The following is a 22,506-nucleotide window of genomic DNA, read 5'->3' as shown; positions in this document are numbered from 1 at the left end:
TATGCTGAGTGTATTGCGTAGTATTGTACAAGAAGTCAACGCCGCTCCGAATCTGGTGGAGGCGTTGGAGCTTATTGTCAAACGCGTACATGAGTCCATGAACACAGAAGTGTGCTCGATCTATTTGCTGGACCCAGAAACCAATCACTATATTTTGATGGCGACTCAGGGCTTGAATCCCGAGTCTATCGGCAAAGTCAAACTGGGTCACTCTGAGGGGCTGGTGGGGTTGGTGGGAGTGCGCGAAGAACCTCTCAACCTGCATAATGCGCCAGCCCACCCTCGCTATCGTTATTTCCCTGAGACTGGCGAAGAAAAATATAAGTCCTTTCTCGGCGTCCCTATCATTCATCATCGTAAAGTACTGGGCGTACTGGTTGTCCAGCAACAGGCCAGTCGCCTGTTTGATGAAAGTGAAGAAGCCTTCCTGGTGACCATTTCCGCCCAGCTTGCGGCGGTTATTGCTCATGGGGAAGCGACGGGTATTATCTCGGGATTGAATTTTACGGGACAAAAAGCCCGGGATATTTGCTTTAAAGGCGTTGCTGGCGCCTCAGGCGTCGCTATTGGTAAATGTGTCGTCAAGTTCCCTCACGCAGATTTGAAAGCCGTGCCGGAAAAGCCCTGTGCGGATGTTGACGCGGAGCTGACGTTATTTGACGCCGCCGTCGCAGCGGTGCGTCAGGACATAAAACAAGTGGGGGAGCGTTTAGCCACGCAATTGCGGCCAGAGGAGCAGGCGCTGTTTGATGTCTATCTGGGAATGCTGGATGACAATGCGCTCAGCGGTGAGGTGAAAAACATCATTCGAGAAGGCAACTGGGCACAGGGAAGCCTTAAGGTTGTCGTTCAGGAGTATGTGCGCCACTTCGAGGCTATCAATGATGCGTATTTGCGGGAGCGGGCGGTTGATATCAAGGATCTGGGGCAGAGGGTTTTGGCCTATTTGCAGAAGCAGCACATTGATGAGCAGCGCGACTATCCGGAAAACACAATTCTGGTGAGTGAAGAGCTGACGCCTTCCATGCTGGGAGAAGTGCCTCGTGAAAAACTGGTTGGCTTGGTTTCGGTGCAAGGGTCAGGCAACTCCCATGTAGCTATCCTCGCCAGAGCGATGGGCTTGCCGTGTGTGATGGGCGTTATAGATATGCCTATCAACAAACTCGATGGCAGGGATATCATCATTGATGGCTATAACGGCGAAATATACAGTCATCCATCTCCCGAGCTATTGAGTTACTACAACTCCATTGTCGAGGAAGAGCAGCAAATCTCTAAAGGGCTTGAGGAGCTGCGCGATCTTCCCTGCGTGACGAAAGACGGCCATCACATGACGTTATGGGTCAATACTGGATTAATGACCGACGTTGTGCGTTCTTTGAATCATGGTGCGGAAGGAGTGGGGCTTTATCGCACTGAAGTCCCTTTTATGATCAATGACCGCTTTCCCAGTGAGCAGGAGCAGCGGGACTGTTACCGTGAACAGTTGGATGCTTTCGCACCCAGTATGGTCACCATGCGCACTCTTGATGTTGGCGGCGACAAGGCGCTGAGTTATTTCCCGATTAGCGAGGAAAACCCTTTCCTTGGGTGGCGAGGCATTCGCGTGACGCTGGATCACCCGGAGATTTTTCTGGTGCAGGTTCGGGCGATGCTGAAAGCCAGCGAAGGCTTGGACAATCTGCGTATCATGCTTCCCATGATTTCCAATATCTCGGAAATAGAGGAGGCGTTGCACTTGATCTACCGCGTTTACCATGAGGTTAGAGAAGAAGGCGCTAATGTGCGGATGCCGCCGGTAGGGGTAATGATTGAAGTGCCCAGTGCGATTTTTCAGGTTAAGGAGATTGCGGAGCGGGTGGACTTTATCTCGGTAGGCAGCAACGACCTGACTCAATATATGCTGGCGGTGGACCGCAACAATCCCCGTGTTGCTTCGTTATATCACTCATTTCATCCCTCGGTGCTGCAGGCGCTATATAAGATCGCCTGCGACGCTCATGCTGTTGGAAAACAGGCGAGCATATGCGGAGAGCTGGCGGGAGATCCCGGTGGCGCAATCCTGCTTACCGCGATGGGATACGATGTTTTGTCCATGAACGCGGTGAACCTGCCAAAAGTAAAGTCGGTGCTGCGTTCGATCTCACTACGCTGGGCGGAAGACCTGTTGCGTAGATTGTTGATCATGGATAGTCCCCAGGTCATTAAAAGCACACTGGAGCTGGCTTTGAAGGAAGTCGGATTCGAGCATCTCACGCGCCCGATTCGGCAGAACTAATCGGCTGGACCAAAGTCCCAATGACGAAGCGCTTGGAAAAGGACTTATTCGTAGATTGAATAGTATGAGGCTGTTCGTTAGACGCATCAATCTGACGATAGAATGAAGGAAAATGCGTCGTTATAACTCCCTGTGAGGCTTGTCGGACGGCGTTTATTTAGTATGAATATTCTAATTCCGTCTGCTAGCTTTTGGACTAAGTCACATAACAATAAAAGCCATCTGCGCAGTGATTACGCGCACTATCAAGCACGAGCTTAAATTTAAAGGTTGGAGAACTAATGGCGGCAATCCCTGAAAAAAATATGGCCGGTCCGAAAATCGGATTGGTGTTGGGAGGCGGCGGCGCGCTGGGCGGCATCTATGAAATTGGCGCTTTGCGGGCTCTCGACGAGGCATTAGAAGGACTGGATTTCAACGACCTGTACGTTTACGTCGGCGTTAGCGCAGGAGCATTTGTTGCTGCGAACCTGGCGAACCAGATGACGACGGCGCAGATGTGTCGCATATTTGTCAAAAACGAAGCGGACGTACACCCTTTTCACCCCGGCGTATTCTATCGCCCCGCTTTGCGTGAGTATCTGCGCAGGGCCGTTTCCGTACCAGGTTTGGTAATGGAAGCTTGCGCCAAGTTTATCGAAAATCCGCGGGACCAAAGCCTGCTTGAGGCTATGACGATTCTTGCGCAAGCCGCCCCTTCCGGGTTGTTTGAAAATGAAGGTCTGCACGAATATCTCGAACGCTCCTACAGTCTGTTGGGGCGGACCAATGACTTCAGGAAGCTCAGTCGCCGTTTGTACTTGATCGCGGCCGACCTAGAAAGTAGCGACGCTGTTCGCTTCGGTTCTCCCGGTTTTGACCACGTGCCTATATCCAAGGCCGTGCAAGCCAGCGTCGCCGCGCCGGGTATTTACACACCGGTGGAAATCGACGGCCGTCACTATGTCGACGGCATACTACGGAAAGGGATGCATGCTTCCGTGGCGTTGGAAGATGGCGCTGACCTGGTGTTGGCGATAAATCCGGTCGTGCCGATAGATGTACAACAGGCGGTGGAAGCAGGGACTATGGCTCAGGGCGCCTTGCTTAACAAAGGAATGCCTAATATCTGGTCGCAAACATACAGAACTATGGTCTATTCCCGTATGCGCGCAGGGATGGCGATGTATGAAAGCGAGTACCCTGATGCGGATATTGTCATGTTTGAGCCGGCCCGCTACGACGCCAAGCTGTTTTTCTCCAATGTTTTCAGCTTTCAGTCACGGCGCATTGTATGCGAGCACGCATATCAAATGACCAGACAGGACTTGCTGCACCGGTATGACGCACTGTCAGAGCAGCTTGCGGCATATGGAGTCACTATTCGCAGGGATATTTTGGAAGATGAGCAACGGACAATTAGCACGAGTCTTTACGGTGAGATGCTTCCAGTCTATGTCGCGAATGAGAAGCGCAGTAATGTCAGCTACTTAAGCCGGATCGGCAATAGCCTGGAAGGTGTGGCGGATTTATTGCAGAGCGCTAAGAACATAATTTGAGGTTTTGCCCTTCGTCCGATTTCCCCCTCCTATCAAACCCCATTTGGACGAAGGGTTTTTTCTTCTATGGAAGGGGTTTCAGTCCCTGGAGTCGCCGGCGGCTTCTAGTTGGGTGAGGTAGTCCGCCCAGTAGCGTTCCTTGTTTTGACAGAGATCGTATAGGTACGACCAGGAGTATATGCCGCTGTCATGCCCATCGCTGAATGCCAGCTTTAATGCATAATTGCCAGCGGCGGCGACCTCTTCTATACGCACTTGGCGTTTACCTGTCTGCAACACAGCTCCCTTGCCCCCATGTCCTCGTACTTCCGCAGAGGGCGAAAGTACGCGCAAAAACTCAGCTTCCAGCACATAGGCTTCCGTTTCGCTATATATGAGTTCAAGCGTCGCCGAGCGCTGGTGTAGTTGAATTTGACGTGGAATAGGGGCCCGAGTCGCTGACATTAAAGCTATTACCTACGAAAAATTAGAGAATATAACGGCTGAGGTCTTCGTCTTCTGACAACTCGCCAAGGCATTTATCGACGTATTCGGCGGTGACCTCAAAATTATCCCGGATCTTATCGCCTGCTGCGAAAGAGACTTCTTCAAGCAGTTTCTCCATGACAGTATGGAGCCTTCTGGCGCCGATGTTCTCGGTTTTCTCATTCACTTTCCAGGCGATTTCAGCGATGCGCTGAATGGCTCCCTCGCTGAAACTGATATCCACACCCTCTGTTTTCATCAACGCAACATATTGTTCAGTCAGTGATGCGTTGGGCTCCGTCAGAATGCGTTGAAAATCGCTGGGGGACAGTGCGTCTAACTCTACGCGAATTGGCAGGCGCCCTTGAAGTTCCGGAATCAGGTCGGAAGGTTTGGCGAGGTGGAATGCGCCTGAGGCAATGAAAAGGATGTGATCGGTCTTCAGCATGCCGAATTTAGTGCTGACGGTGCAGCCTTCAATCAGTGGCAGCAAGTCTCTCTGAACGCCTTCTCGCGATACATCTGCGGAGCTGGTTTCCGAACGCTTGGCGACTTTATCGATCTCATCAATAAAGACAATCCCGTTCTCTTCCACCGCACGTAGTGCGCGCTGCTTGATTTCTTCTTCATTAACCAGCTTTGCGGCTTCTTCGTCTTTGACCTTTTTCATGGCGTCGGCCACTTTCATACGCTTGGTGCGCTTACGGTCTCCGCTCATGTTTGAAAACATGCTTTGCAACTGGCTGGTCATTTCCTCCATGCCGGGAGGCGCCATAATCTCCACCCCAACTGGCGTGGCTTTGATCTCAATATCTATCTCTTTGTCATCAAGCGTACCCTCGCGCAGCTTCTTACGAAATACCTGGCGAGCTGCGGACTCTTTCTCGACGGGCGCATCGCTGTTGAATGAGCGGGCGGGGGGGAGCAGAACGTCCAGAATTCGCTCTTCGGCGGCATCCAGGGCGCGGTTCTCCACTTTCGCCATTTCTTTTTCACGCAGCAGCTTGATAGCCATGTCCGCCAAGTCACGGATGATGGACTCCACATCACGGCCGACATAACCGACCTCTGTGAACTTAGTGGCTTCTACTTTAATGAATGGCGCGTCAGCCAGTTTAGCCAGACGCCGGGCGATTTCTGTTTTCCCGACACCGGTAGGGCCGATCATCAGGATATTTTTGGGAGTGACTTCTTCACGCAGGCTCTCGTCAATCTGCATTCGGCGCCAACGATTACGCAGCGCGATAGCGACCGCACGCTTGGCGGAGTCCTGTCCTATGATGTGCTTGTCTAGCTCCTGAACTATTTCACGGGGAGTCATGGACGACATTGTTTAAACCTTCTCTTACACAGTGGAGGGAGTCTGAGTCCCGTCAATTTCTTCCAGCGTCAGGTTCTGGTTGGTGAAAACGCAGATATCCCCCGCTATTTCCAGGCTCTTTTTAACGATATCGGTCGCCTCCAACTCTGTGTTCTCGAGTAGAGCGCGCGCCGCCGCCTGAGCGTAGGGGCCGCCTGAGCCGATGGCGATCAAGCTGTTTTCCGGCTCTATGACGTCGCCGTTGCCGGTGATGATCAATGACGCTTTGCTGTCTGCAACCGCCAACAGAGCTTCCAGACGCCGTAATGCACGATCAGTTCGCCAGTCTTTAGCGAGTTCAACAGCGGCTCTGACGAGGTTGCCCTGGTGTTTTTCCAACTGGGCCTCAAAACGCTCGAATAATGTGAATGCGTCAGCTGTGCCGCCAGCGAAGCCAGCGATAACTTTATTGTGGTAGAGGCGGCGCACTTTGCGGGCGTTCCCCTTCATAACAGTATTGCCCAGGGATACCTGGCCGTCGCCGCCCATGGCGACCTTACCGTCTCGACGGACTGAAACAATGGTGGTCATGCCTTTCTCCAGGCGATTGAATGAATAACCGTAAGGAAAGGTATATGGAGCCGCTAGCGACTATTTCAAGGAAGAGGGCGGGTAGAAAATAGTCGTAGTTAAGGCGGGAGATCTATTGCCGAAGCGGTCCGGCGCAAAGCTGAAGGGCAGCGGGATCAGTTCTCCCGCTTTTGCTTTTTCACCAAGGGCTGAATATTGATGGCGACTAAACGGTCCATAGCGCTGTTCATTTTTGAGCGTGAGGAGAATGGGCCGACTTTCACTCTGTACCAAACATTCTCATTGGAGAGTTTTACCTCCTCCACCTGGGCTTTTAATCCCTGAAATCCGATGGTTGCGCGCTGCTTTTCCGCATCGTCAAACTCTCTGAAGGAGCCTGTTTGCAACATATAGATAATAGTCTCGTTGGACTTTTTAGGCGTATAAGCCTCCACTTTGGGAGCCACAACCTCCGTTTCCGGGAGCATATCGTAGAACTTGAAGCGTGGTTCGTCCGACTCTTTTGTTTCTGTTTTGGCGATATTGGCTGATGAATTGGGTGTGGATGTCTGTCCTGTGGCGGAGGGGACGCCTGTGTTTAGCTTGGTTGCAGGTACAGAATTCAAGTAAAACAGAAAATAGAGAAAGGCGGCGGCCAAACCCAAGTTGATAAACCAAACCCAAGGCGAAACTTTCTTTTCAGGTTGTTTTGTTGCGGCTTTTTTACTCATTTACCTAAGATTAGTCAGTCTGTATTGGCTGGGAAATGTGCGACAAAGGCAGGTTTTGCTTTCCGGCGCATAATCCTGAGATAGCCGCTCTCTCGGCGCGACCTTCGTCAAGTTCGTCATTATCCATGTGGCTGAGCCAACTCGCAACCGCATGCTAAAGCGTTTCCAGCGGATCGACGTCAATCAGCCAGCGGAAGTTCGAGGGTGTCGCCAAACCTTCACAATGATGTAGCCAGTGCTTCAGAAACTGGCGCAACTCCGCTTTTTGGGGAGCGAACAACCAAAGGATAGTGTGAAAACGGTTTTGCTTTCGCTGCATGACGCTAGGGAAGGGGCCGTGAATCTCAATTTGAACGCTGTGGTTGTGCTGCATCAATTCTGTGAGAGACTCTTTAAGGGACCAGAGCCCTCCCAGCGAGGCTTCCAGCGTAGGCGCCTCTGCTCGAATCAAAGCCATAGCCGTAAACGGCGGTAGCTTTCCAGCCTCGCGAACATGCAGCTCCTCTTCGCATATAGCGTTGTAATCCTGTGCTGCGATGGCTTGCAGCAAGGGGTGGCTGGGGAACAGTGTCTGAATGATAACCTTGCCAGCCACTCTAGAGCGTCCCGCTCTTCCCGCGACTTGCAGCAACAGCTGCGCCGTTTTTTCCGCTGCTCTGAAGTCACTGCTGAATAATCCGCTGTCGGCATTGATGATTCCAACCAGTGCAAGGTTGGGGAAGTCGTGTCCTTTCGCCAGCATTTGTGTTCCGACAATAATGCAGGGTTCGTTGCTGCGAATTTGACCGAGCTTGTCCTGCAGGCTGCCTTTAGCCTGTGTTGTGTCTCGGTCGATTCGGATCACGGGCGTGCCGGGGAATGTGGCTTCCAGAAACTCTTCCGTGCGTTCAGTACCCGCGCCGATCGCTTTAATGGAATCCTGTTTGCAATTGGGGCATAAAGTTGGAAGCGGGTACGTGCTATCGCAGTGGTGGCATCGAAGCTGGGCCGCTTTCATATGATAAGTCAGGCGTGCGTCACAACTGCGGCACTCCGCCAGCCAGCCGCATTCGACGCACATTAATGTGGGAGAGAATCCGCGACGATTAATGAACAGCATGATTTGGCGCCGCTCCGCCAAGTGCTGTTTGATCTCCTCTAATAAAGGAGGGGATATGCCGCCTTGCAGCGGACGACTCTTGATATCCAATAGCCGAATGCTGGGAGTATTGGCGTTGACGGCGCGCTGAGTCAATAAAATGGACTCATAGCGACCGGCGCGTGTATTCATGAGTGACTCAAGTGACGGGGTGGCGGAGCCCAATACGATAGGACAGCTATGTTCCTTGGCGCGTAAAATTGCGAGATCTCTGGCGTTGTAACGCGCGCCATCTTGCTGTTTAAAAGAGCTATCGTGCTCCTCGTCCACAATAATTCCGGCTAGATTATTGAAAGGCAGAAATATCGCTGAGCGGGTGCCTATCACTATTTGGGTTCGGCCTTCGAGAATATTCATCCATACACGCATGCGTTCTTTGTCACTGAGCCCGCTATGGTAGGCGGCGACTTTGTCGCCAAAACGTGAGGCGAATCGTTGTCTTAATTGTGGAGTGAGTGAGATTTCGGGTGCGAGTGCGAGAAACTGACTGCCAGAACTTTGCGTCAGGGCGTGTGAAATCCAGGCTAAGTAAACTTCCGTTTTACCACTGCCTGTAACGCCATTTAATAGGATGACGCGAAAGCTACTTGGTAGAGACATGATGACGTCTAGCGCATCTTGCTGCTCTTGATTTAGTTGGGGGCCAACGATGTCTTGTGGCGCGATGCAATCCTCAACAGTTATGTGGGATTGTGAATCTATCAACCCTTTATCTTTAAGTGCGCGCAGTTGAGTCAGGGTAAATCCTTGGCTGGTGATTTCGCTCTGCAGCATGGATTCTTTTTGCAGGAGCAAGTTCCAGAGTAGTTTTTGCTTGGCGCCCTTTATCAAGTGCTCAGCGTTTCCAGTTGAGCGTCCCAAGGTGGAAGCAGCCCAATAGGTCTCCTGCAATGAGTTGATGATGACTGTGTCGGCGCCGGCAGTGCGTAAAGGAGGCGGTAGCGCGGCGAATACCACCTCGCCAATAGGTGCGTGATAATACTCCGCGACCCATTGGCATAACTGAAGGATAACCGGTGGAATCAGCGGGGTTGCGTCCAGTACTTTTGCAATTTGCTTAAGTCGGGAGTCCGGTAACTCGGACTCATTGGTGACGGCGAGAACAACGCCGGTCAGGCTTCTACGCCCAAAAGGAACCTGTACTCGTGCGCCTGCGGGGTAATGCGCCCTGAGGTTTGCGGATTGTGACGGAAGATAGTCAAATTGCCGCCTTAGAGGGACAGGCAACGCGACGCGTACTACGAAAGAGGTTGACATTTCAGATCAAAGGCATCTAATGCTTGTGAATTGTTCATAATCTGGTATGATCACGCGTCTTTTCCACAGGCCAAATTGGTTGTGCGCTAGTTTGCCTAACATTGCGGTGCCCGACAAGTTCAGGGTTCGGGTAGCGGCAGTTTTTAAGCGAGGTAAGGTTATGAAGCAAGGTATTCACCCGGAATATAAAGAAATTACTGCAACTTGCAGCTGCGGTAATGTTATCAAGACCAAGTCTACTCTATGTGAAGATATTCACGTAGACGTATGCTCCAGCTGCCACCCTTTTTATACTGGTAAGCAGAAGGTTCTCGATACTGGCGGACGTATCGATCGCTTCAAAAAGCGTTTCGGTGGTCGCATGGGACGCTCCAGCTAATTGCGGGGCACCCAATAATAAAAAAGGCGCTTTAAGCGCCTTTTTTATTTTCTGGGCCTGCGTCGCCCCAGGCCGGGCTTAAGTCGCTGAAACCGCCGTGGTTTCCCTTGAGCGCAGAAATTAAACAAGTAATAATGTGCCTCCGGTTCTTTCGGGCAATATAAAATATATAAAAAAGTGGAGGTTCGTTTAGCCTTTGGGCGACGGTAATCCCATCATTAGAGAGTAGGATAAAAGCAATGTCAGACGAGTTGAAAAAAGCGGCGCTGGAGTATCATGCACAACCGCGCCCGGGTAAGTTGAGTGTTGAGATTACCAAACCTACGGCGACTTCTCGTGATCTGTCCCTGGCTTATAGCCCGGGCGTAGCTGAGCCTGTTCGCGAAATCGCCAAAGATGCGGAAAATGCTTATCGCTACACCAATAAGGGGAATTTGGTTGCGGTGATATCTGATGGGACGGCCATTCTTGGGCTGGGTAATTTAGGGCCCTTGGCCAGTAAGCCGGTTATGGAAGGCAAGGGCGTTTTATTCAAGCGTTTTGCCGGGATTGATGTCTTTGACATTGAGGTCAAAGCTGAGAGCCCGCAGGCCTTTATCGACACGGTTGCGCGTATCGCAGATACCTTCGGAGGAATTAATCTTGAAGATATCAAAGCGCCAGAGTGCTTCGAGATCGAAAGAGTGCTAATTGAGCAGTGCTCTATCCCCGTATTTCACGATGATCAGCATGGGACAGCTATTGTGACGGCGGCTGGCATGTTGAATGCGCTGGAGCTGCAGGGCAAACAAATTGGAGAAGCCAAGATTGTGTGCTTGGGCGCTGGCGCAGCGGCTGTAGCCTGTATGAAGCTTTTGATTAGCTGTGGCGCAAAATCGGAAAATATCTATATGATTGACCGTAAGGGCGTTATCCATAGTGGTCGTGATGACCTTAATCAGTACAAGGCTATGTTCGCACTGGAAACCGACAAGCGCACTTTGGCTGATGCCTGTGATGGCGCTGATGTGTTTGTGGGGCTATCTGGACCAGACTTGCTGTCGGTGGATATGCTGAAGAGCATGGCGCCGAATCCGGTAATCTTCGCCTGTTCCAATCCTGACCCGGAAATCAAGCCTGAATTGGCTTTGGCGGCTCGTGATGACTTGATCATGGCTACGGGACGGTCCGATTATCCAAACCAGGTCAATAATGTGCTAGGTTTTCCTTTCATATTCCGGGGAGCTTTGGATGTTCGTGCAACTGCTATCAATGAAGAAATGAAAGTGGCTGCCGTTCATGCAATTCGTGAGCTGGCCAAGCAGCCTGTGCCGCAGGATGTCGTCGACGCCTATGGCGGTGAGAAATTCGAGTTTGGAAAGAACTACATTATTCCTAAACCGATGGATGTTCGTTTATTGACTGACGTGTGTGCGGCGGTAGCAAAAGCGGCGGTAGATTCAGGTGTGGCTCGCTTGCCATATCCTGAGCATTACCCGCTGAACTCAATTGACGACATTAAAATTGTCTAACTGAACTTGCGAACCAAAAAAGCCGCGCAGTTGCGCGGCTTTTTTGTGTAAGAGGTTGATACTATTATCAGGCAGATCAGTAGATTCCCTCTATTTGTCGCAGCGACAGGGGGGCGCATGTCAGGCCTTGTCTCCCACTGCTAGCCGCGCGAAAGCGCCGTCTTGGTCCTGGGCTGGCAATGGGGAGTTAAATGCGACTAGTTAAAGATCATTTCCATTAAGGGCGTATCACTGGCGCTAGTCCCTCCCCCATCATAAGTAGGAGAGTCTTGGCGGACTACCTGAGGAACCGTCTCGGCTTTAAACATTTCAAATATCGCGTTTTCTTGGCCAGGCGCTGCACGATCACCAGTATCCGGGTCAATTTTCACTGTCACTATGCCAGGGGGCTGCTTAAGCTGTGACTCCGGCATATCCTTAAGTGCGTCTTCCATAAAATCGATCCATATGGGGAGAGCAGCTCGGCTACCATACTCGCGGCGGCCCAACGTTGACGGTTGATCAAAGCCCACCCAAACAGTAGTTGCGATGTTGGCGTTGTATCCAGAGAACCATGCATCTATTTGGTCATTAGTTGTCCCAGTTTTGCCTGCAAGATCATTTCTGCCCAGAGCCATCGCTTTTGTGCCAGTGCCGCGCTTAATAACGTCTTGCAAAATGCTATTTAAAATGTACACAGACCTTGGGTCTGCAATGAGGGGGGCGGCATTGGTCTGGTGCTTATCCTCACCGGCAGCCACTTTGCGGTTAGCGCCACATTGGCTGCAGGCTGTTGCGGGATTGCTTTGGTAAACGACTTTGCCGTTATAGTCGATCACTTTGTCAATGAGATAAGGGCTGACACGGTAGCCGCCATTAGCGATAGCGGCGTAACCTGAAACGACATTCAGAGGTGTGTATTCAACTGAGCCTAAAGCAAGAGAAAGGTTGCGTGGAATTCGACTTTCCTCAAACCCTGCTTGAGAGAGGAAACTGACAGTCGTGTCGATACCTACTTTTTGCAGAAGTCTAATCGATACGAGGTTACGGGATTGATACAGGGCTTTTCTCAATCGCATTGGACCGTTGAAATTCAGGGATGAATTTTGTGGGCGCCATGAGTCTTCCAGGTTGGCGTCTTCAAAAACGACAGGGGCGTCATTAATCGTGGTGGATGCGGTGGCGCCATTTTCCAGAGCGGCTAGATAAACAAAGGGTTTAAAGTTAGAGCCTGGCTGCCTCAACGCCTGGGTGGCGCGATTGAACTTACTTAAAAAGAAATCAAAACCGCCAGTCAGCGCCAAAATGGCGCCGTCTTCAGGCGCTAACGACACCACTGCGCCTTGAACATTGGGTATCTGGCTTAGGAATAGTTTGTCATCATGACGTTTAACATAGATAACGTCGCCTTGTTTGAATATATCCTCTGCTTTTTTGGGGGAGCCGCCGCGCTCATTGACGTGGACATACTTCCGGGCCCAAGCCATACCTTCCCAGTTAAGGGTGGCGCTGTCGCCCGATGACATTAACAGGGTCGCTTTCTTTTCGGTGACAGCGACAACCCATGCGGGCTTCAGCTCTCCAACAGAAGGGAACTCTTTCAACCGCTTCGCAACGACGTTCAGGGCGTCATCGCCTTCTGGAGCGTCAATGCGTCCTGCTGGGCCTTTATAACCGTGACGTTCGCTATAATCGACGAGTCCCCGTTTCAGGGCTGCATCTGCTTCTTTTTGTAATTTGCTGTCAATGGTCAGAATGACGTTGTACCCATCGGTATAGGCGTCTACGCCAAACCTATTGACAATTTCCTGACGCGCCATTTCCGCCACATAAGGCGCATCAGCTTCAGGTTGGGCTCCGTGATAGCTGGCGGTGACCGGCGCTTTGCGAGCCTCGACCTGTTGCTCTGGCGTGATCATGCCTAACTCCTGCATACGGCCTAGTATCCAGTTTCTACGGATAAGCGCCCGATCCGGAGAGGCGATAGGGTTATATCTTGAAGGAGCTTTGGGGAGTCCGGCGATCATTGCTGCTTGAGCAAGTGTAAGATCTTTGATGCTCTTCCCATAATAAGCATTTGCAGCGGCTTCTATGCCATATGCCCTATTCCCTAGATAGATTTTGTTTAGGTAAAGTTCAAGGATTTCCGGTTTTCCAAGTTCGCGCTCAATCTTTAAAGCCAAAAGTATCTCATTGAATTTTCGGTCGAAAGTGCGTTCCTGACTGAGAAAGAAGTTTTTTGCGACTTGCATTGTAATCGTGCTGCCGCCGGACTGAATACGGCCAGTGCTGACGAGTTGCAAAGAGGCGCGCATCAGGCTTTTTATATTAACGCCCTGATGTTCGAAGAAAGCGGAGTCTTCTGCTGCAAGGAAGGCGTTAACTAGGTTTTTAGGTATTTGATTGTAGGAAACGGGCGTTCTTCGCTTTTCGCCAAATTCGCCTAATAGCTGTTGGTCGCGGGTATAGATTCGCAGCGGGGTCTGAAGTTGGACTGATCGTAGCTGTTCCACGTCTGGCAGATTAGGCGATAAGAAAAGATAGAAGCTGGATGCAATAACGATACCGGCGGCGAGGCCCGCCGCGAACATCCAACTAAAAAATCGTAAGAGCCTCACAAAATTTCGCATGTTTTTCCTGACATCTTTACAATCTATGTCTATTATTTAAGAAATTTCTTTAGGTTTGGATAACACAGACAGATTATACGCTTTTTGCGCTGGAGATTTTAGTAATCTTCGAATGTTGGCTATGCTTTCAGAGCAGACTTTAACCTTTTAACCGTAGTGCGATAAGAAGGCAACTTTGTGTTTGGACTATTTGGAAAGAAAAAACAGCCGGTTTTAGGGCTTGATATCAGTTCTACATCGGTCAAGCTGATTGAACTCAGTCAGCAGGGCAGTCGATATCGAGTGGATAGTTACGCCGTTGAGCCTTTGCCGCCGAACGCAGTCGTTGAAAAGAATATCAATGATGCCGAAGCAGTGGGTGAAGTGATTTCAAGGGTGGTCAGCAAAGCGCGTGTCAACACCAAACATGCGGCGGTTGCCGTCGCAGGTTCAGCGGTTATCACCAAAGTCATCCAGATGAGCGCCTCCATTCGAGAGCAGGATCTGGAGTCACAAATTCAAATAGAAGCGGATCAGTACATTCCATACCCTCTGGACGAAGTCGCTCTGGACTTTGAAATGGTGGGACCGAATGAAGTTAATGCCGAGATGATGGATGTTTTATTAGCGGCATGCAGACGGGAGAATGTTGAACTACGTGAGGATGCGCTGGAAATTGGCGGCCTCTCCACTAAAGTAGTGGATGTTGAAGCATACGCCATGGAGCGCGCCATGGGGTTGATTGAAGCCCAGCTCGGCACTGGGGATGAATCTCAGACTGTCGCCGTTGTCGATATCGGCGCCACAATGACGACATTGAGCGTGTTGTCTGATGGTAAAACCATCTACACCCGCGAGCAGTTGTTTGGCGGCAAACAGTTAACTGAGGAAATACAGCGTAGATACGGCTTGTCGCAGGAAGAAGCCGGGTTGGCTAAAAAGCAGGGCGGCTTGCCTGATGATTATGAGCAGGAAGTTTTGCATCCATTCAAAGAGGCTGTCGTTCAGCAGGTAGCCAGATCACTTCAGTTCTTTTTCTCTTCCACCCAGTTCAATGAAGTGGACTACATCGTACTGGCGGGAGGAACCGCCTCGATTCCCGGCATCGCTGAACTGGTCCAGGAGCGAGTAGGAACCACTACCCTGGTCGCAAACCCATTTGCAGACATGACTGTGTCGTCAAAGGTTAATGCATCAGCATTAAGTAATGACGCCCCCTCCCTCATGATCGCGTGCGGATTGGCAATGAGGAGTTTTGACTAATGGCGCGTATTAACCTTCGTCCCTGGCGGGAAGAACTTCGGGCTGAAAGGCAGAAGCAGTTTATAACAGTATTATTAGGAATGCTGATTATTAGTGCTGGCGCCGGGTTTCTTTGGCATCGGCATGTTGAAGGAACAATCGAATATCAAATTCAAAGAAACAATTTCGTTCGTAATGAGATAGCCCAACTTGAGAAGCAGATAAAAGAAATTCAGGAACTAAAGAAAAAGAGGGATGCCCTGATTGAGAGAATGAAGGTTATCCAAGACCTGCAAGGGAAGAGGCCTATCATTGTGCGAGTATTTGACGAGCTGGTCAAAACCAACCCCGATGGTGTTTATTTTACTAGTCTTCTTAAACGGGGAGAGGTTTTGGAGGTAAAAGGGGTTGGGGAGTCAAATAGTAGAATATCAAGTTTAATGAGACGTCTGGATGAGTCAGCTTGGTTTAAGGATCCTAACTTAACGTCTGTTAAAGCGCTCCAAGATGATGAGGCGAAGAGCTCGTTTATTATGTCTGTTAAGCAGGAAACGCCAGCCGAAGAAAATAAAGGGGGGGCTTGATATGGGGATCTCTAGCTCTCTGGAAGGAATGAAAGATTTTAATATCAATGATCTTGACTTTAATAATGCGGGCTCGTGGCCTGGATTGGTTAAGTTGATTTGTTGTGTGATTTTGTTGTCTTTGGTATTGGGAGCGGTGTTTTGGTTTGATATTAAAGAGCTTAATGCCCAATTAGAGCGCTACCAAACAGAAGAGATTGATCTCAAAAAACAGTTTGAGGGGAAAGCTGCTCAAGTAGCTAACCTTGAAGAATATAAAGCTCAAATGCTTGAAATGGAAAAAACCTTCGGTGACTTGCTTAAGCAGCTACCAAGCGATACTGAGGTTCCTGGTTTATTGGAGGATATATCTTCGATTGGATCTCTGAGTGGCTTAGAGCTTGCCTCTATTGACTTAAAGCCAGAAATATCAAAAGAGTTTTATGTTGAGTTGCCTATTAATATAAAGGTAACCGGAGGTTTTCATGACCTTGCTTCGTTTGTTAGTGGCGTCGCTGGTTTATCCAGAATAGTGACCCTTCATGACTTTACTATAGGTGGAGGGAAAGGCGGAGGTTCATTATCTATGGATATTCAGGCCAAGACATATCGTTATAATGGATCTGGAGCGAAGTAATGAGTCGTCTAATATTAAGTTTTGCTTTGCTATCGGTAGTTTTTTTACTGGAAGGTTGCTCAAATAGTGACGGGTTTGACGATTTGCAGGCCTTTGTAACAGAAGTAAAAGCTAGACCCAAAAGGCGCATCGAGCCTTTGCCAGAGCCTAAAGTTTACCAGGCTTTTTCTTACAGTGCGGCGAATAGACGGTCTCCATTCGAGCCGCCACAGGAAGTAAAGCTTGCTCAAGTTGAACAAAAGCCTAAAAGTAACGTAAAGCCTGATCTTGATCGTCCTCCTGAGTTATTAGAGAGTTTCGCAATTGGCTCGATGACGATGGTTGGAACCATAAATAAGGACGGAGAGTCTACTCTGTATGCTTTGCTTAATGATGGGCAAGGAGGGATTCATAGGGTTCGACAAGGACAATATGTGGGAAAAAACCATGGCAGAGTGGTTTCAATTAGAGAAACAGGCATAGAAGTAGTTGAGATAATTTCTGATGGGCAGGGCGGTTGGTTTGAACGGCCGAGGACCCTTGGGTTGAAGGAAGTGAATTAATGAAGGTTTACCTTAGGCCAATTGAAAATCTTGTGGAGAAAACAATGACAGCGCGCCTCTTTAAAGTATGGTTGTCGTTTATTGCGCTAGCTTTAAGTGGGTGGGTAAACGCCACCAACTTAACAGGAATTGAGTTTGCCGCACTGCCTGGCGATCGTACGGAGATACTGCTTGAGTTTGACGCCCCCCCTCCTGTAGCTAAGGGTTATAGTATAGAGCAGCCCGCCAGAATAGCTTTGGATTTGGAAGGTGTCGTTAATGGGTTGTCAGAGCGTAATCATCAGTTGTCAAAGGGCAATACGCAAAGTGTAACCGTTATAGAAGCTGGAGGGCGAACAAGGGTAATTATCAACCTTGCGGAGCTGGTTCCTTATGTTACTGAAGCTAAGGGAAACAATTTGGTGGTGCGCCTTGGAGATAGTGGTAGTTCTTCTGGTGCGGTCGTTTCGCAACCAAGTTCGCAGACATCCAGTAATGTTGCGTCATCTCGCCCAGTGGCAGTCTCCTCAGGCTCCTCAATATTGGATATAGACTTCCTTAGAGGAGACAAAGGAGACGGTCGTGTTCTGATCTCCCTGTCTAATCCGAAGGTCAGTGTAGATATGTCTGAAGAAGCGGGAAATATTAAGCTTGTGTTCAATGGAATGACGCTTCCCAAAGAGCTGCAACGTAGACTTGATGTGACTGATTTTGCTACCCCTGTGAGAATTGTGGACTCTTACTTGGTTGGTGGCGATGCGACGGTTCTGATTAAGCCAGAAGGCGACTACGATTATTTGGCTTACCAAACTGATAATCAGTTTACATTAGCTGTTGAGCCATTGACCGAGGAGGAGTCGGAGCAGCGCCTTAAGGATAAGTTTCCATACACTGGAGAAAAGTTATCTTTGAACTTCCAAGATATAGAGGTTCGGTCAGTTTTGCAGCTTATAGCAGACTTTACAGGATTGAATTTAGTTGCCAGTGACACGGTGGGCGGGAGAATTACCTTAAGGCTGCAAAATGTGCCTTGGGATCAAGCGTTAGAGTTAATATTGAAGACTAAGGGGCTGGATCAGCGGAAAGTTGGAAATGTGCTTTTAGTTGCACCGGCGGAAGAAATTGCAGCTAGGGAACGATTGGAACTAGAGGCAAGTAAGCAAGTTAAAGAGTTGGCTCCAGTAAGGCTGGAAGTTGTGCAAATTAATTATGCAAAAGCCAAGGACATAGTTGATCTCTTAAAAGAAGATAAAGATCTTATATCCACCAGAGGGTTCATTTCTTCCGATGAAAGAACGAACACCATCAGCATTAGAGAAACAACCGATAAGCTAACGCAAGTTCGTAGGTTGATTCAGACTTGGGATGTTGCTGTGAGTCAAGTTCTCATTGAAGCGAGAATAGTAAGAGCAAGAACGGATGCGGTGTCTGATTTAGGCATAGAGTGGGGAGGTTTATACAATAAAACGAATGGTGACTCTACTTTTATGGTGGGAGGTTCAAGAGGGACTCTAATTCAGCGTGCGAATACTGAAACAGTAACATTTCCTGGAGCATTGGCTGTGGATCTGGGGGTTACAAAAGCTAACGCGAGTTCTCTTGCCCTGGGTTTCCTTAAAGATGACAACTTGATCACAATGGAGTTATCGGCTTTGGAGGCGGATGGTAAGGGCGAGATTGTGGCTCAACCAAAGATTGTAACTGCTGACAGGCAAACTGCGAGAATTGAGTCGGGAGAGGAAATTCCTTACCAAGAGGCGTCATCTAGTGGCGCAACCTCGGTGTCATTCAAGAAAGCGGTACTGTCTCTTGAAGTCACGCCACAAATTACACCCGATGATAAGGTTATTATGGACTTGCTGGTTAACCAGGATTCTCGAGGCGTTACGACGGCAGGTATTCCGAGTATAGATACAAACGAGGTTCAGACACAGATCTTGGTTGGAAATGGTGAAACGATTGTTCTCGGTGGGATATTTACAGCTGAAAACTCAACTACTGTTACAAAAACACCTTTTTTTGGTGACATCCCATATCTTGGCAAGTTATTTACAAAGACTGAGCACACAAACCAGAGATCAGAGCTTCTGATCTTCATTACCCCCAAACTCATCACTAATGGCCTGATCGAAAATTAAGGTTAAGCGCCTAGATTGAAAAGCCGCCACAAGGCGGCTTTTTTGTGCTTGCTTACCAGCAAAAGTGGAGGGGGATGGGATTGGCGTGATATGCTCCGCTACCGTGGCGTATCATTATGGACTGTTCGGGTGAAAGCGAAGAAGAATGTTGTACTGGTGGGCCCTATGGGGACCGGGAAAACTACAATCGGCAAACTGCTTGCGAAAGAGCTTCAGTATGAATTTGTAGACTCTGATCGTGAAATCGAAGCCCGCTGCGGCGCCGATATCCCCTGGATATTTGATGTGGAAGGCGAGGCGGGTTTTCGTGGTAGAGAGAAAAGCGTCATTGCAGATCTTTCGCAGCGAGACGGAGTTGTCATCGCGACTGGCGGGGGGGCTGTTGTAGATCCTGACAACCAGTGTACATTGAAAGAATATGGCTTCATTGTCTATCTCCATACCTCTGTAGAGCAGCAATATCAGCGCACCCGAAAAGATCGTAAAAGGCCTTTGCTGAGAAGTGAGGACCCCCTTAGCGTACTGAAAAAACTGATGTCAGTACGCGAGCCAATATACAGGTCCATCGCTGACCTGATTATCAGCACCGATAGTAAGCGTCCCAAAGGCGTTGTGCGAGATATAGTGAAAACACTCCGGGCATCACGTGAGGAAACCGTCGAGCGATGAAACAGAAGACTATGGAAACTCTTCAGGTCGATCTAGGCGACCGCAGCTATCCAATCTATATCGGCGCAGGCCTGATGGCGGTCTCAAGTTACTTTGTGGACGCTATCAGGCACAAGCAAGTGATGATCGTCACTAATGAAACGATCGCTCCCCTTTATATGGAGCAACTTGAGTCAAGTCTCGAAGGCTTTCAAGTCGACAAAACTATTTTGGAAGATGGCGAGAAGTTCAAAAACCTGGACTCACTGAACAGCATTTTTGACCATCTTTTGACACAGAAACACAATCGCACAACAACGCTTATCGCTCTGGGTGGGGGCGTTATCGGTGATATGACCGGATTCGCCGCTGCTTGTTATCAGCGGGGCGTGGACTTTATTCAGGTCCCGACAACCTTGTTATCGCAAGTGGACTCTTCGGTTGGCGGCAAAACCGGCGTGAATCACCCGCTGGGGAAAAATATGATAGGTGCTTTTCATCAGCCGAAAGCCGTGGTTATTGACACAGATACACTCAAGACTCTGCCTGCGGCAGAGGTGTCAGCAGGTTTGGCTGAAGTTATTAAATACGGTCTTATCTACGATCAGGCGTTTTTCAATTGGTTGGAAGAAAATATTGATCTGATCAAGGAGCTCGATACTGCAGCAATTACATACGCCGTCAAGCGCTCCTGTGAGATCAAAGCGGAAGTGGTTGCTGCGGATGAGACAGAGCAGGGGGTGCGTGCAATTCTGAATCTCGGTCATACCTTTGGGCATGCCATTGAGGCGTATACGCACTATAAAGAGTGGTTGCATGGCGAAGCTGTAGCTGTCGGAATGTTGATGGCGGCGGATCTGTCGCGTCGTATGGGAAGGCTGAATGAACAGGATTGCGAGCGGATCACAAAGTTGATCAGTCGGGCGGATTTGCCTGTCCGTCCTCCCGTGAGTATGACGAAAGACGACTTTATTCGTTTTATGGCTATTGATAAAAAAGTGCTGGATGGACAACTGCGACTGGTGTTGTTGGAGTCGCTGGGTCGAGCCGACGTTACCGCTGACTTTCCTGCGGACTTGCTGCAGGAGACTCTGGCGCTTTTCACTACACATTAGTAATTTCAGACATTGATGCAAGAAACTGTCGTACAGCAGGAGCCTGCGTTTGCTCTAGACGCATGGCGTGAAATCTATGGCGTTGACGGGGACCCTTTTGATGCTCGTCACGCGGACCTGCTTCAAGTGGGGCGGTATGGCGAAATTATCGAAAACCTGCGCCATCTGGTTCATTTTTCGGAGCGTATAGTCGCGCTGACAGCCCCTAAAGGGGGCGGTAAGTCCTTGCTGCTGAAACACTTGGTAATGCTGGAAGGTGAGGCGCTTAGAATCGTATTGTTAAAGCCCGGCTTGCTGGAAGGGGCTGAAGCGCTCGTAATCCAGTTGGCCACGGGGCTTGAACTGCCGACAGTTGAAAATAATCTGTCTACTAAAGTGTTGCTGGCCGAAATAATGCAAAGCTGTGAGAGAAGTTTTGCATCAGGTTTGCGCACACTTTTTGTGATTGACGATGCGCATGAGTTATCTGACGAATCTCTTGAGTTGCTGGTTACTCGTTTCAACCCGGAACAGTCTGGGGTGTTTGGTCTGCTGTTGGTCGGTCAGCTACAGATTACCCAGCAGCTGGCACGCGCCTGTGGTGCGCGTGGAACCTCCATTCAGTATGTTGGCGTTCCGCCGCTTGATCTTAGTGATACTTCCCGTTATCTGAATGAAAAACTTCGTTCTGCCGGGTGGAGTGGTGGTGAAGGAGGGATACCTCCTGCATTAGTTGGTAAGTTATATCAACTAAGCAAAGGCATTCCCGGACGAATAGATCGTCTGGCGGGGTCTCTGCTTTTATCCGCCGAGGCGGCGAAGCCCAAAAACTTCAAGCCCAGCGCGAAGTTATATCAGTTGGTTTCCGGTTTCTTGCTGGCGGTTTTTGTAGGAGGCGTCGGTTTCATCGCGTGGCGTTATGAGGCGACGTCAACGGTGGAAAATAGTGTGGCGGACGCATCCAGAGTGACGATAAAACTTCCTGCTCCTGCTCCTGCTCCTGCTCCTGCTCCTGCTCCTGCTCCTGCTCCTGCTCCAGAGTCAGAACTAAAAGTGGATGTGGCGGCCGCAACCCCCCCCCCTCTGACTGAAGCCGCAGAGACCGATTTAGGCGAAGACGCATCAGAGTTGGCTACCGCTGCGCAGCAGCGAGACGCAGCGACGAAGTCTCCCGAAGAGGAGATGAACCACGACGGTGAGGCTCCTGTGTATCAGGTGGCCGAACCGGAAGCGAAGGATGAGAAGGCTGCCAGAGTCAAGCCTGTTGATAATTTACAGCAAGCAGAGCGTGACGTAGAGCCGGCGGTTGTGGCTGTGAAGTCTGAACCTTCCGTTCGGGTTGAATCGAAAAAAACTTCTCAAAAAGCCGCTGTCGCAGAACGGCCTGTGCCGCTCTCTAAAGCTGTAAATGACTTGGACCATTATTTCCGCACGAACGAATGGCTGCAGTCTCAGGCGTCTTCGGCCTGGACGATTCAGTTGTTGGGTAGCTTGCACAGGGAATCAGTGCAAACCTTTCTGAGAAGGGAAGGAGACACGCAGGATTTTTACGTTAAGTCCCTGTATCAAGGGAAAGACTGGTTTGTCGTGTTGCGCGGCGTTTACCCCTCCAAAGAGCAGGCCAAAGAAGCGCTTGCCCAGCTCCCTCAGCCGTTGGTTGAGCAGGGGGCGTGGGTGCGCAGTATTTCCGGCTTGCAGGGCTTGGTTAAATAAGGATCGAGACTTTTTCTCTCTTACCTCTGTCATAAGCACAAACCTTTAGGTATTTTTACTAATTAACAAATCTCTTTAGATTTGAGCTAAGGCTTGTCCGTGTGTATTATGGGCGGCCCATTTTTGCCTATCAAAAGCTGCTTGGTTTTGATTTCTTTCAGGCAAGCTTTTGATTCGTAAGGATTTAAGTGAGAG

The 22,506-nt window shown here is 49.7% G+C and carries 18 protein-coding genes; 12 read left to right on the top strand and 6 right to left on the bottom strand.

Annotated elements, in window-relative coordinates; all coding sequences use genetic code 11:
• Position 1: 1 nt before the first annotated feature.
• Together ptsP and AC2IBB_RS29520 are read left to right on the top strand one after the other, a co-directional pair.
• Entirely contained in the window at positions 2-2,278 is a 2,277-nt protein-coding gene (ptsP, locus tag AC2IBB_RS29525; RefSeq protein WP_486330241.1) for a phosphoenolpyruvate--protein phosphotransferase, read from the top strand.
• 281 nt (positions 2,279-2,559) lie between these two features.
• Positions 2,560-3,816 carry a patatin-like phospholipase family protein gene (locus tag AC2IBB_RS29520; RefSeq protein ID WP_486330240.1) on the top strand — a complete coding sequence of 419 codons (1,257 nt, stop codon included), beginning with the start codon at positions 2,560-2,562 and terminating at the stop codon, positions 3,814-3,816.
• Positions 3,817-3,894: 78 nt separating this feature from the next.
• Here the strand turns inward: AC2IBB_RS29520 and AC2IBB_RS29515 are convergent, their stop codons facing one another.
• The 5 genes from AC2IBB_RS29515 to AC2IBB_RS29495 form a co-directional block, all read right to left on the bottom strand.
• Positions 3,895-4,260, bottom strand: coding sequence for a gamma-butyrobetaine hydroxylase family protein (locus tag AC2IBB_RS29515; RefSeq protein ID WP_486330239.1), 366 nt, complete (start codon positions 4,258-4,260; stop codon positions 3,895-3,897).
• Positions 4,261-4,282: 22 nt separating this feature from the next.
• Positions 4,283-5,611: an ATP-dependent protease ATPase subunit HslU gene (gene hslU / locus AC2IBB_RS29510; protein WP_486330238.1), complete on the bottom strand. Its 1,329-nt coding sequence runs from the start codon at positions 5,609-5,611 to the stop codon at positions 4,283-4,285.
• 15 nt (positions 5,612-5,626) lie between these two features.
• Complete coding sequence (gene hslV / locus AC2IBB_RS29505) at positions 5,627-6,172, bottom strand: ATP-dependent protease subunit HslV (protein WP_486330237.1); 546 nt, start codon at positions 6,170-6,172, stop codon at positions 5,627-5,629.
• A gap of 155 nt (positions 6,173-6,327) precedes the next feature.
• Positions 6,328-6,882: an SPOR domain-containing protein gene (locus AC2IBB_RS29500; protein ID WP_486330236.1), complete on the bottom strand. Its 555-nt coding sequence runs from the start codon at positions 6,880-6,882 to the stop codon at positions 6,328-6,330.
• A 154-nt stretch (positions 6,883-7,036) separates the two neighbouring features.
• Positions 7,037-9,277 (bottom strand): primosomal protein N', encoded by a 2,241-nt coding sequence (locus tag AC2IBB_RS29495; RefSeq protein ID WP_486330235.1) that lies wholly within the window; start codon positions 9,275-9,277, stop codon positions 7,037-7,039.
• 160 nt (positions 9,278-9,437) lie between these two features.
• Here AC2IBB_RS29495 and rpmE point away from each other — a divergent pair, with 160 nt between their 5' ends.
• Positions 9,438-9,656, top strand: coding sequence for a 50S ribosomal protein L31 (rpmE, locus tag AC2IBB_RS29490; protein ID WP_486330234.1), 219 nt, complete (start codon positions 9,438-9,440; stop codon positions 9,654-9,656).
• A 239-nt stretch (positions 9,657-9,895) separates the two neighbouring features.
• Positions 9,896-11,167 carry a malic enzyme-like NAD(P)-binding protein gene (locus AC2IBB_RS29485; RefSeq protein ID WP_486330233.1) on the top strand — a complete coding sequence of 424 codons (1,272 nt, stop codon included), beginning with the start codon at positions 9,896-9,898 and terminating at the stop codon, positions 11,165-11,167.
• 197 nt (positions 11,168-11,364) lie between these two features.
• Here AC2IBB_RS29485 and AC2IBB_RS29480 read toward each other — a convergent pair whose 3' ends face one another.
• Positions 11,365-13,776: a penicillin-binding protein 1A gene (locus tag AC2IBB_RS29480; protein WP_486330232.1), complete on the bottom strand. Its 2,412-nt coding sequence runs from the start codon at positions 13,774-13,776 to the stop codon at positions 11,365-11,367.
• A gap of 177 nt (positions 13,777-13,953) precedes the next feature.
• Here AC2IBB_RS29480 and AC2IBB_RS29475 point away from each other — a divergent pair, with 177 nt between their 5' ends.
• From AC2IBB_RS29475 to AC2IBB_RS29440, 8 genes are all read left to right on the top strand, one after another.
• Positions 13,954-15,018 carry a pilus assembly protein PilM gene (locus AC2IBB_RS29475; RefSeq protein WP_486330231.1) on the top strand — a complete coding sequence of 355 codons (1,065 nt, stop codon included), beginning with the start codon at positions 13,954-13,956 and terminating at the stop codon, positions 15,016-15,018.
• Positions 15,018-15,581 carry a PilN domain-containing protein gene (locus AC2IBB_RS29470; RefSeq protein ID WP_486330230.1) on the top strand — a complete coding sequence of 188 codons (564 nt, stop codon included), beginning with the start codon at positions 15,018-15,020 and terminating at the stop codon, positions 15,579-15,581. Before AC2IBB_RS29475 ends, AC2IBB_RS29470 begins: the two co-directional genes overlap by 1 nt.
• Position 15,582: 1 nt before the next feature.
• Positions 15,583-16,197 (top strand): type IV pilus inner membrane component PilO, encoded by a 615-nt coding sequence (locus AC2IBB_RS29465; protein ID WP_486330229.1) that lies wholly within the window; start codon positions 15,583-15,585, stop codon positions 16,195-16,197.
• Positions 16,197-16,739, top strand: coding sequence for a pilus assembly protein PilP (locus AC2IBB_RS29460; RefSeq protein WP_486330228.1), 543 nt, complete (start codon positions 16,197-16,199; stop codon positions 16,737-16,739). The genes AC2IBB_RS29465 and AC2IBB_RS29460 overlap by 1 nt, the downstream gene beginning before the upstream one ends.
• Positions 16,739-18,856, top strand: a complete 2,118-nt coding sequence (locus AC2IBB_RS29455; RefSeq protein ID WP_486330227.1) for a type IV pilus secretin PilQ — start codon at positions 16,739-16,741, stop codon at positions 18,854-18,856. Before AC2IBB_RS29460 ends, AC2IBB_RS29455 begins: the two co-directional genes overlap by 1 nt.
• 90 nt (positions 18,857-18,946) lie before the next feature.
• Entirely contained in the window at positions 18,947-19,525 is a 579-nt protein-coding gene (gene aroK, locus AC2IBB_RS29450) for a shikimate kinase AroK (RefSeq protein ID WP_486330226.1), read from the top strand.
• An 11-nt stretch (positions 19,526-19,536) separates the two neighbouring features.
• Complete coding sequence (aroB, locus tag AC2IBB_RS29445; protein ID WP_486334009.1) at positions 19,537-20,619, top strand: 3-dehydroquinate synthase; 1,083 nt, start codon at positions 19,537-19,539, stop codon at positions 20,617-20,619.
• 15 nt (positions 20,620-20,634) lie between these two features.
• Complete coding sequence (locus tag AC2IBB_RS29440) at positions 20,635-22,311, top strand: AAA family ATPase (RefSeq protein WP_486330225.1); 1,677 nt, start codon at positions 20,635-20,637, stop codon at positions 22,309-22,311.
• The last annotated feature ends 195 nt before the right edge of the window (positions 22,312-22,506 follow it).

It is taken from the genome of Hahella sp. NS-SX17, assembly GCF_057367735.1.
The sequence above is the reverse complement of the archived record's forward strand: the minus strand, read 5'-3'. Positions and strand labels throughout refer to the sequence as shown.

What these genes read in the sequence shown, in the direction of transcription:
- ptsP (WP_486330241.1), top strand. Translation starts at nt 2, where the DNA reads ATGCTGAGTGTATTGCGTAGTATTGTACAAGAAGTCAACGCCGCTCCG.
- AC2IBB_RS29500 (WP_486330236.1), bottom strand. Translation starts at nt 6,882, where the DNA reads ATGAGTAAAAAAGCCGCAACAAAACAACCTGAAAAGAAAGTTTCGCCT.
- AC2IBB_RS29455 (WP_486330227.1), top strand. Translation starts at nt 16,739, where the DNA reads ATGAAGGTTTACCTTAGGCCAATTGAAAATCTTGTGGAGAAAACAATG.
- hslU (WP_486330238.1), bottom strand. Translation starts at nt 5,611, where the DNA reads ATGTCGTCCATGACTCCCCGTGAAATAGTTCAGGAGCTAGACAAGCAC.
- AC2IBB_RS29460 (WP_486330228.1), top strand. Translation starts at nt 16,197, where the DNA reads ATGAGTCGTCTAATATTAAGTTTTGCTTTGCTATCGGTAGTTTTTTTA.
- aroK (WP_486330226.1), top strand. Translation starts at nt 18,947, where the DNA reads ATGCTCCGCTACCGTGGCGTATCATTATGGACTGTTCGGGTGAAAGCG.
- AC2IBB_RS29480 (WP_486330232.1), bottom strand. Translation starts at nt 13,776, where the DNA reads ATGCGAAATTTTGTGAGGCTCTTACGATTTTTTAGTTGGATGTTCGCG.
- rpmE (WP_486330234.1), top strand. Translation starts at nt 9,438, where the DNA reads ATGAAGCAAGGTATTCACCCGGAATATAAAGAAATTACTGCAACTTGC.
- AC2IBB_RS29495 (WP_486330235.1), bottom strand. Translation starts at nt 9,277, where the DNA reads ATGTCAACCTCTTTCGTAGTACGCGTCGCGTTGCCTGTCCCTCTAAGG.
- AC2IBB_RS29440 (WP_486330225.1), top strand. Translation starts at nt 20,635, where the DNA reads ATGCAAGAAACTGTCGTACAGCAGGAGCCTGCGTTTGCTCTAGACGCA.
- AC2IBB_RS29515 (WP_486330239.1), bottom strand. Translation starts at nt 4,260, where the DNA reads ATGTCAGCGACTCGGGCCCCTATTCCACGTCAAATTCAACTACACCAG.
- AC2IBB_RS29465 (WP_486330229.1), top strand. Translation starts at nt 15,583, where the DNA reads ATGGGGATCTCTAGCTCTCTGGAAGGAATGAAAGATTTTAATATCAAT.
- AC2IBB_RS29520 (WP_486330240.1), top strand. Translation starts at nt 2,560, where the DNA reads ATGGCGGCAATCCCTGAAAAAAATATGGCCGGTCCGAAAATCGGATTG.
- aroB (WP_486334009.1), top strand. Translation starts at nt 19,537, where the DNA reads ATGGAAACTCTTCAGGTCGATCTAGGCGACCGCAGCTATCCAATCTAT.
- AC2IBB_RS29470 (WP_486330230.1), top strand. Translation starts at nt 15,018, where the DNA reads ATGGCGCGTATTAACCTTCGTCCCTGGCGGGAAGAACTTCGGGCTGAA.
- hslV (WP_486330237.1), bottom strand. Translation starts at nt 6,172, where the DNA reads ATGACCACCATTGTTTCAGTCCGTCGAGACGGTAAGGTCGCCATGGGC.
- AC2IBB_RS29485 (WP_486330233.1), top strand. Translation starts at nt 9,896, where the DNA reads ATGTCAGACGAGTTGAAAAAAGCGGCGCTGGAGTATCATGCACAACCG.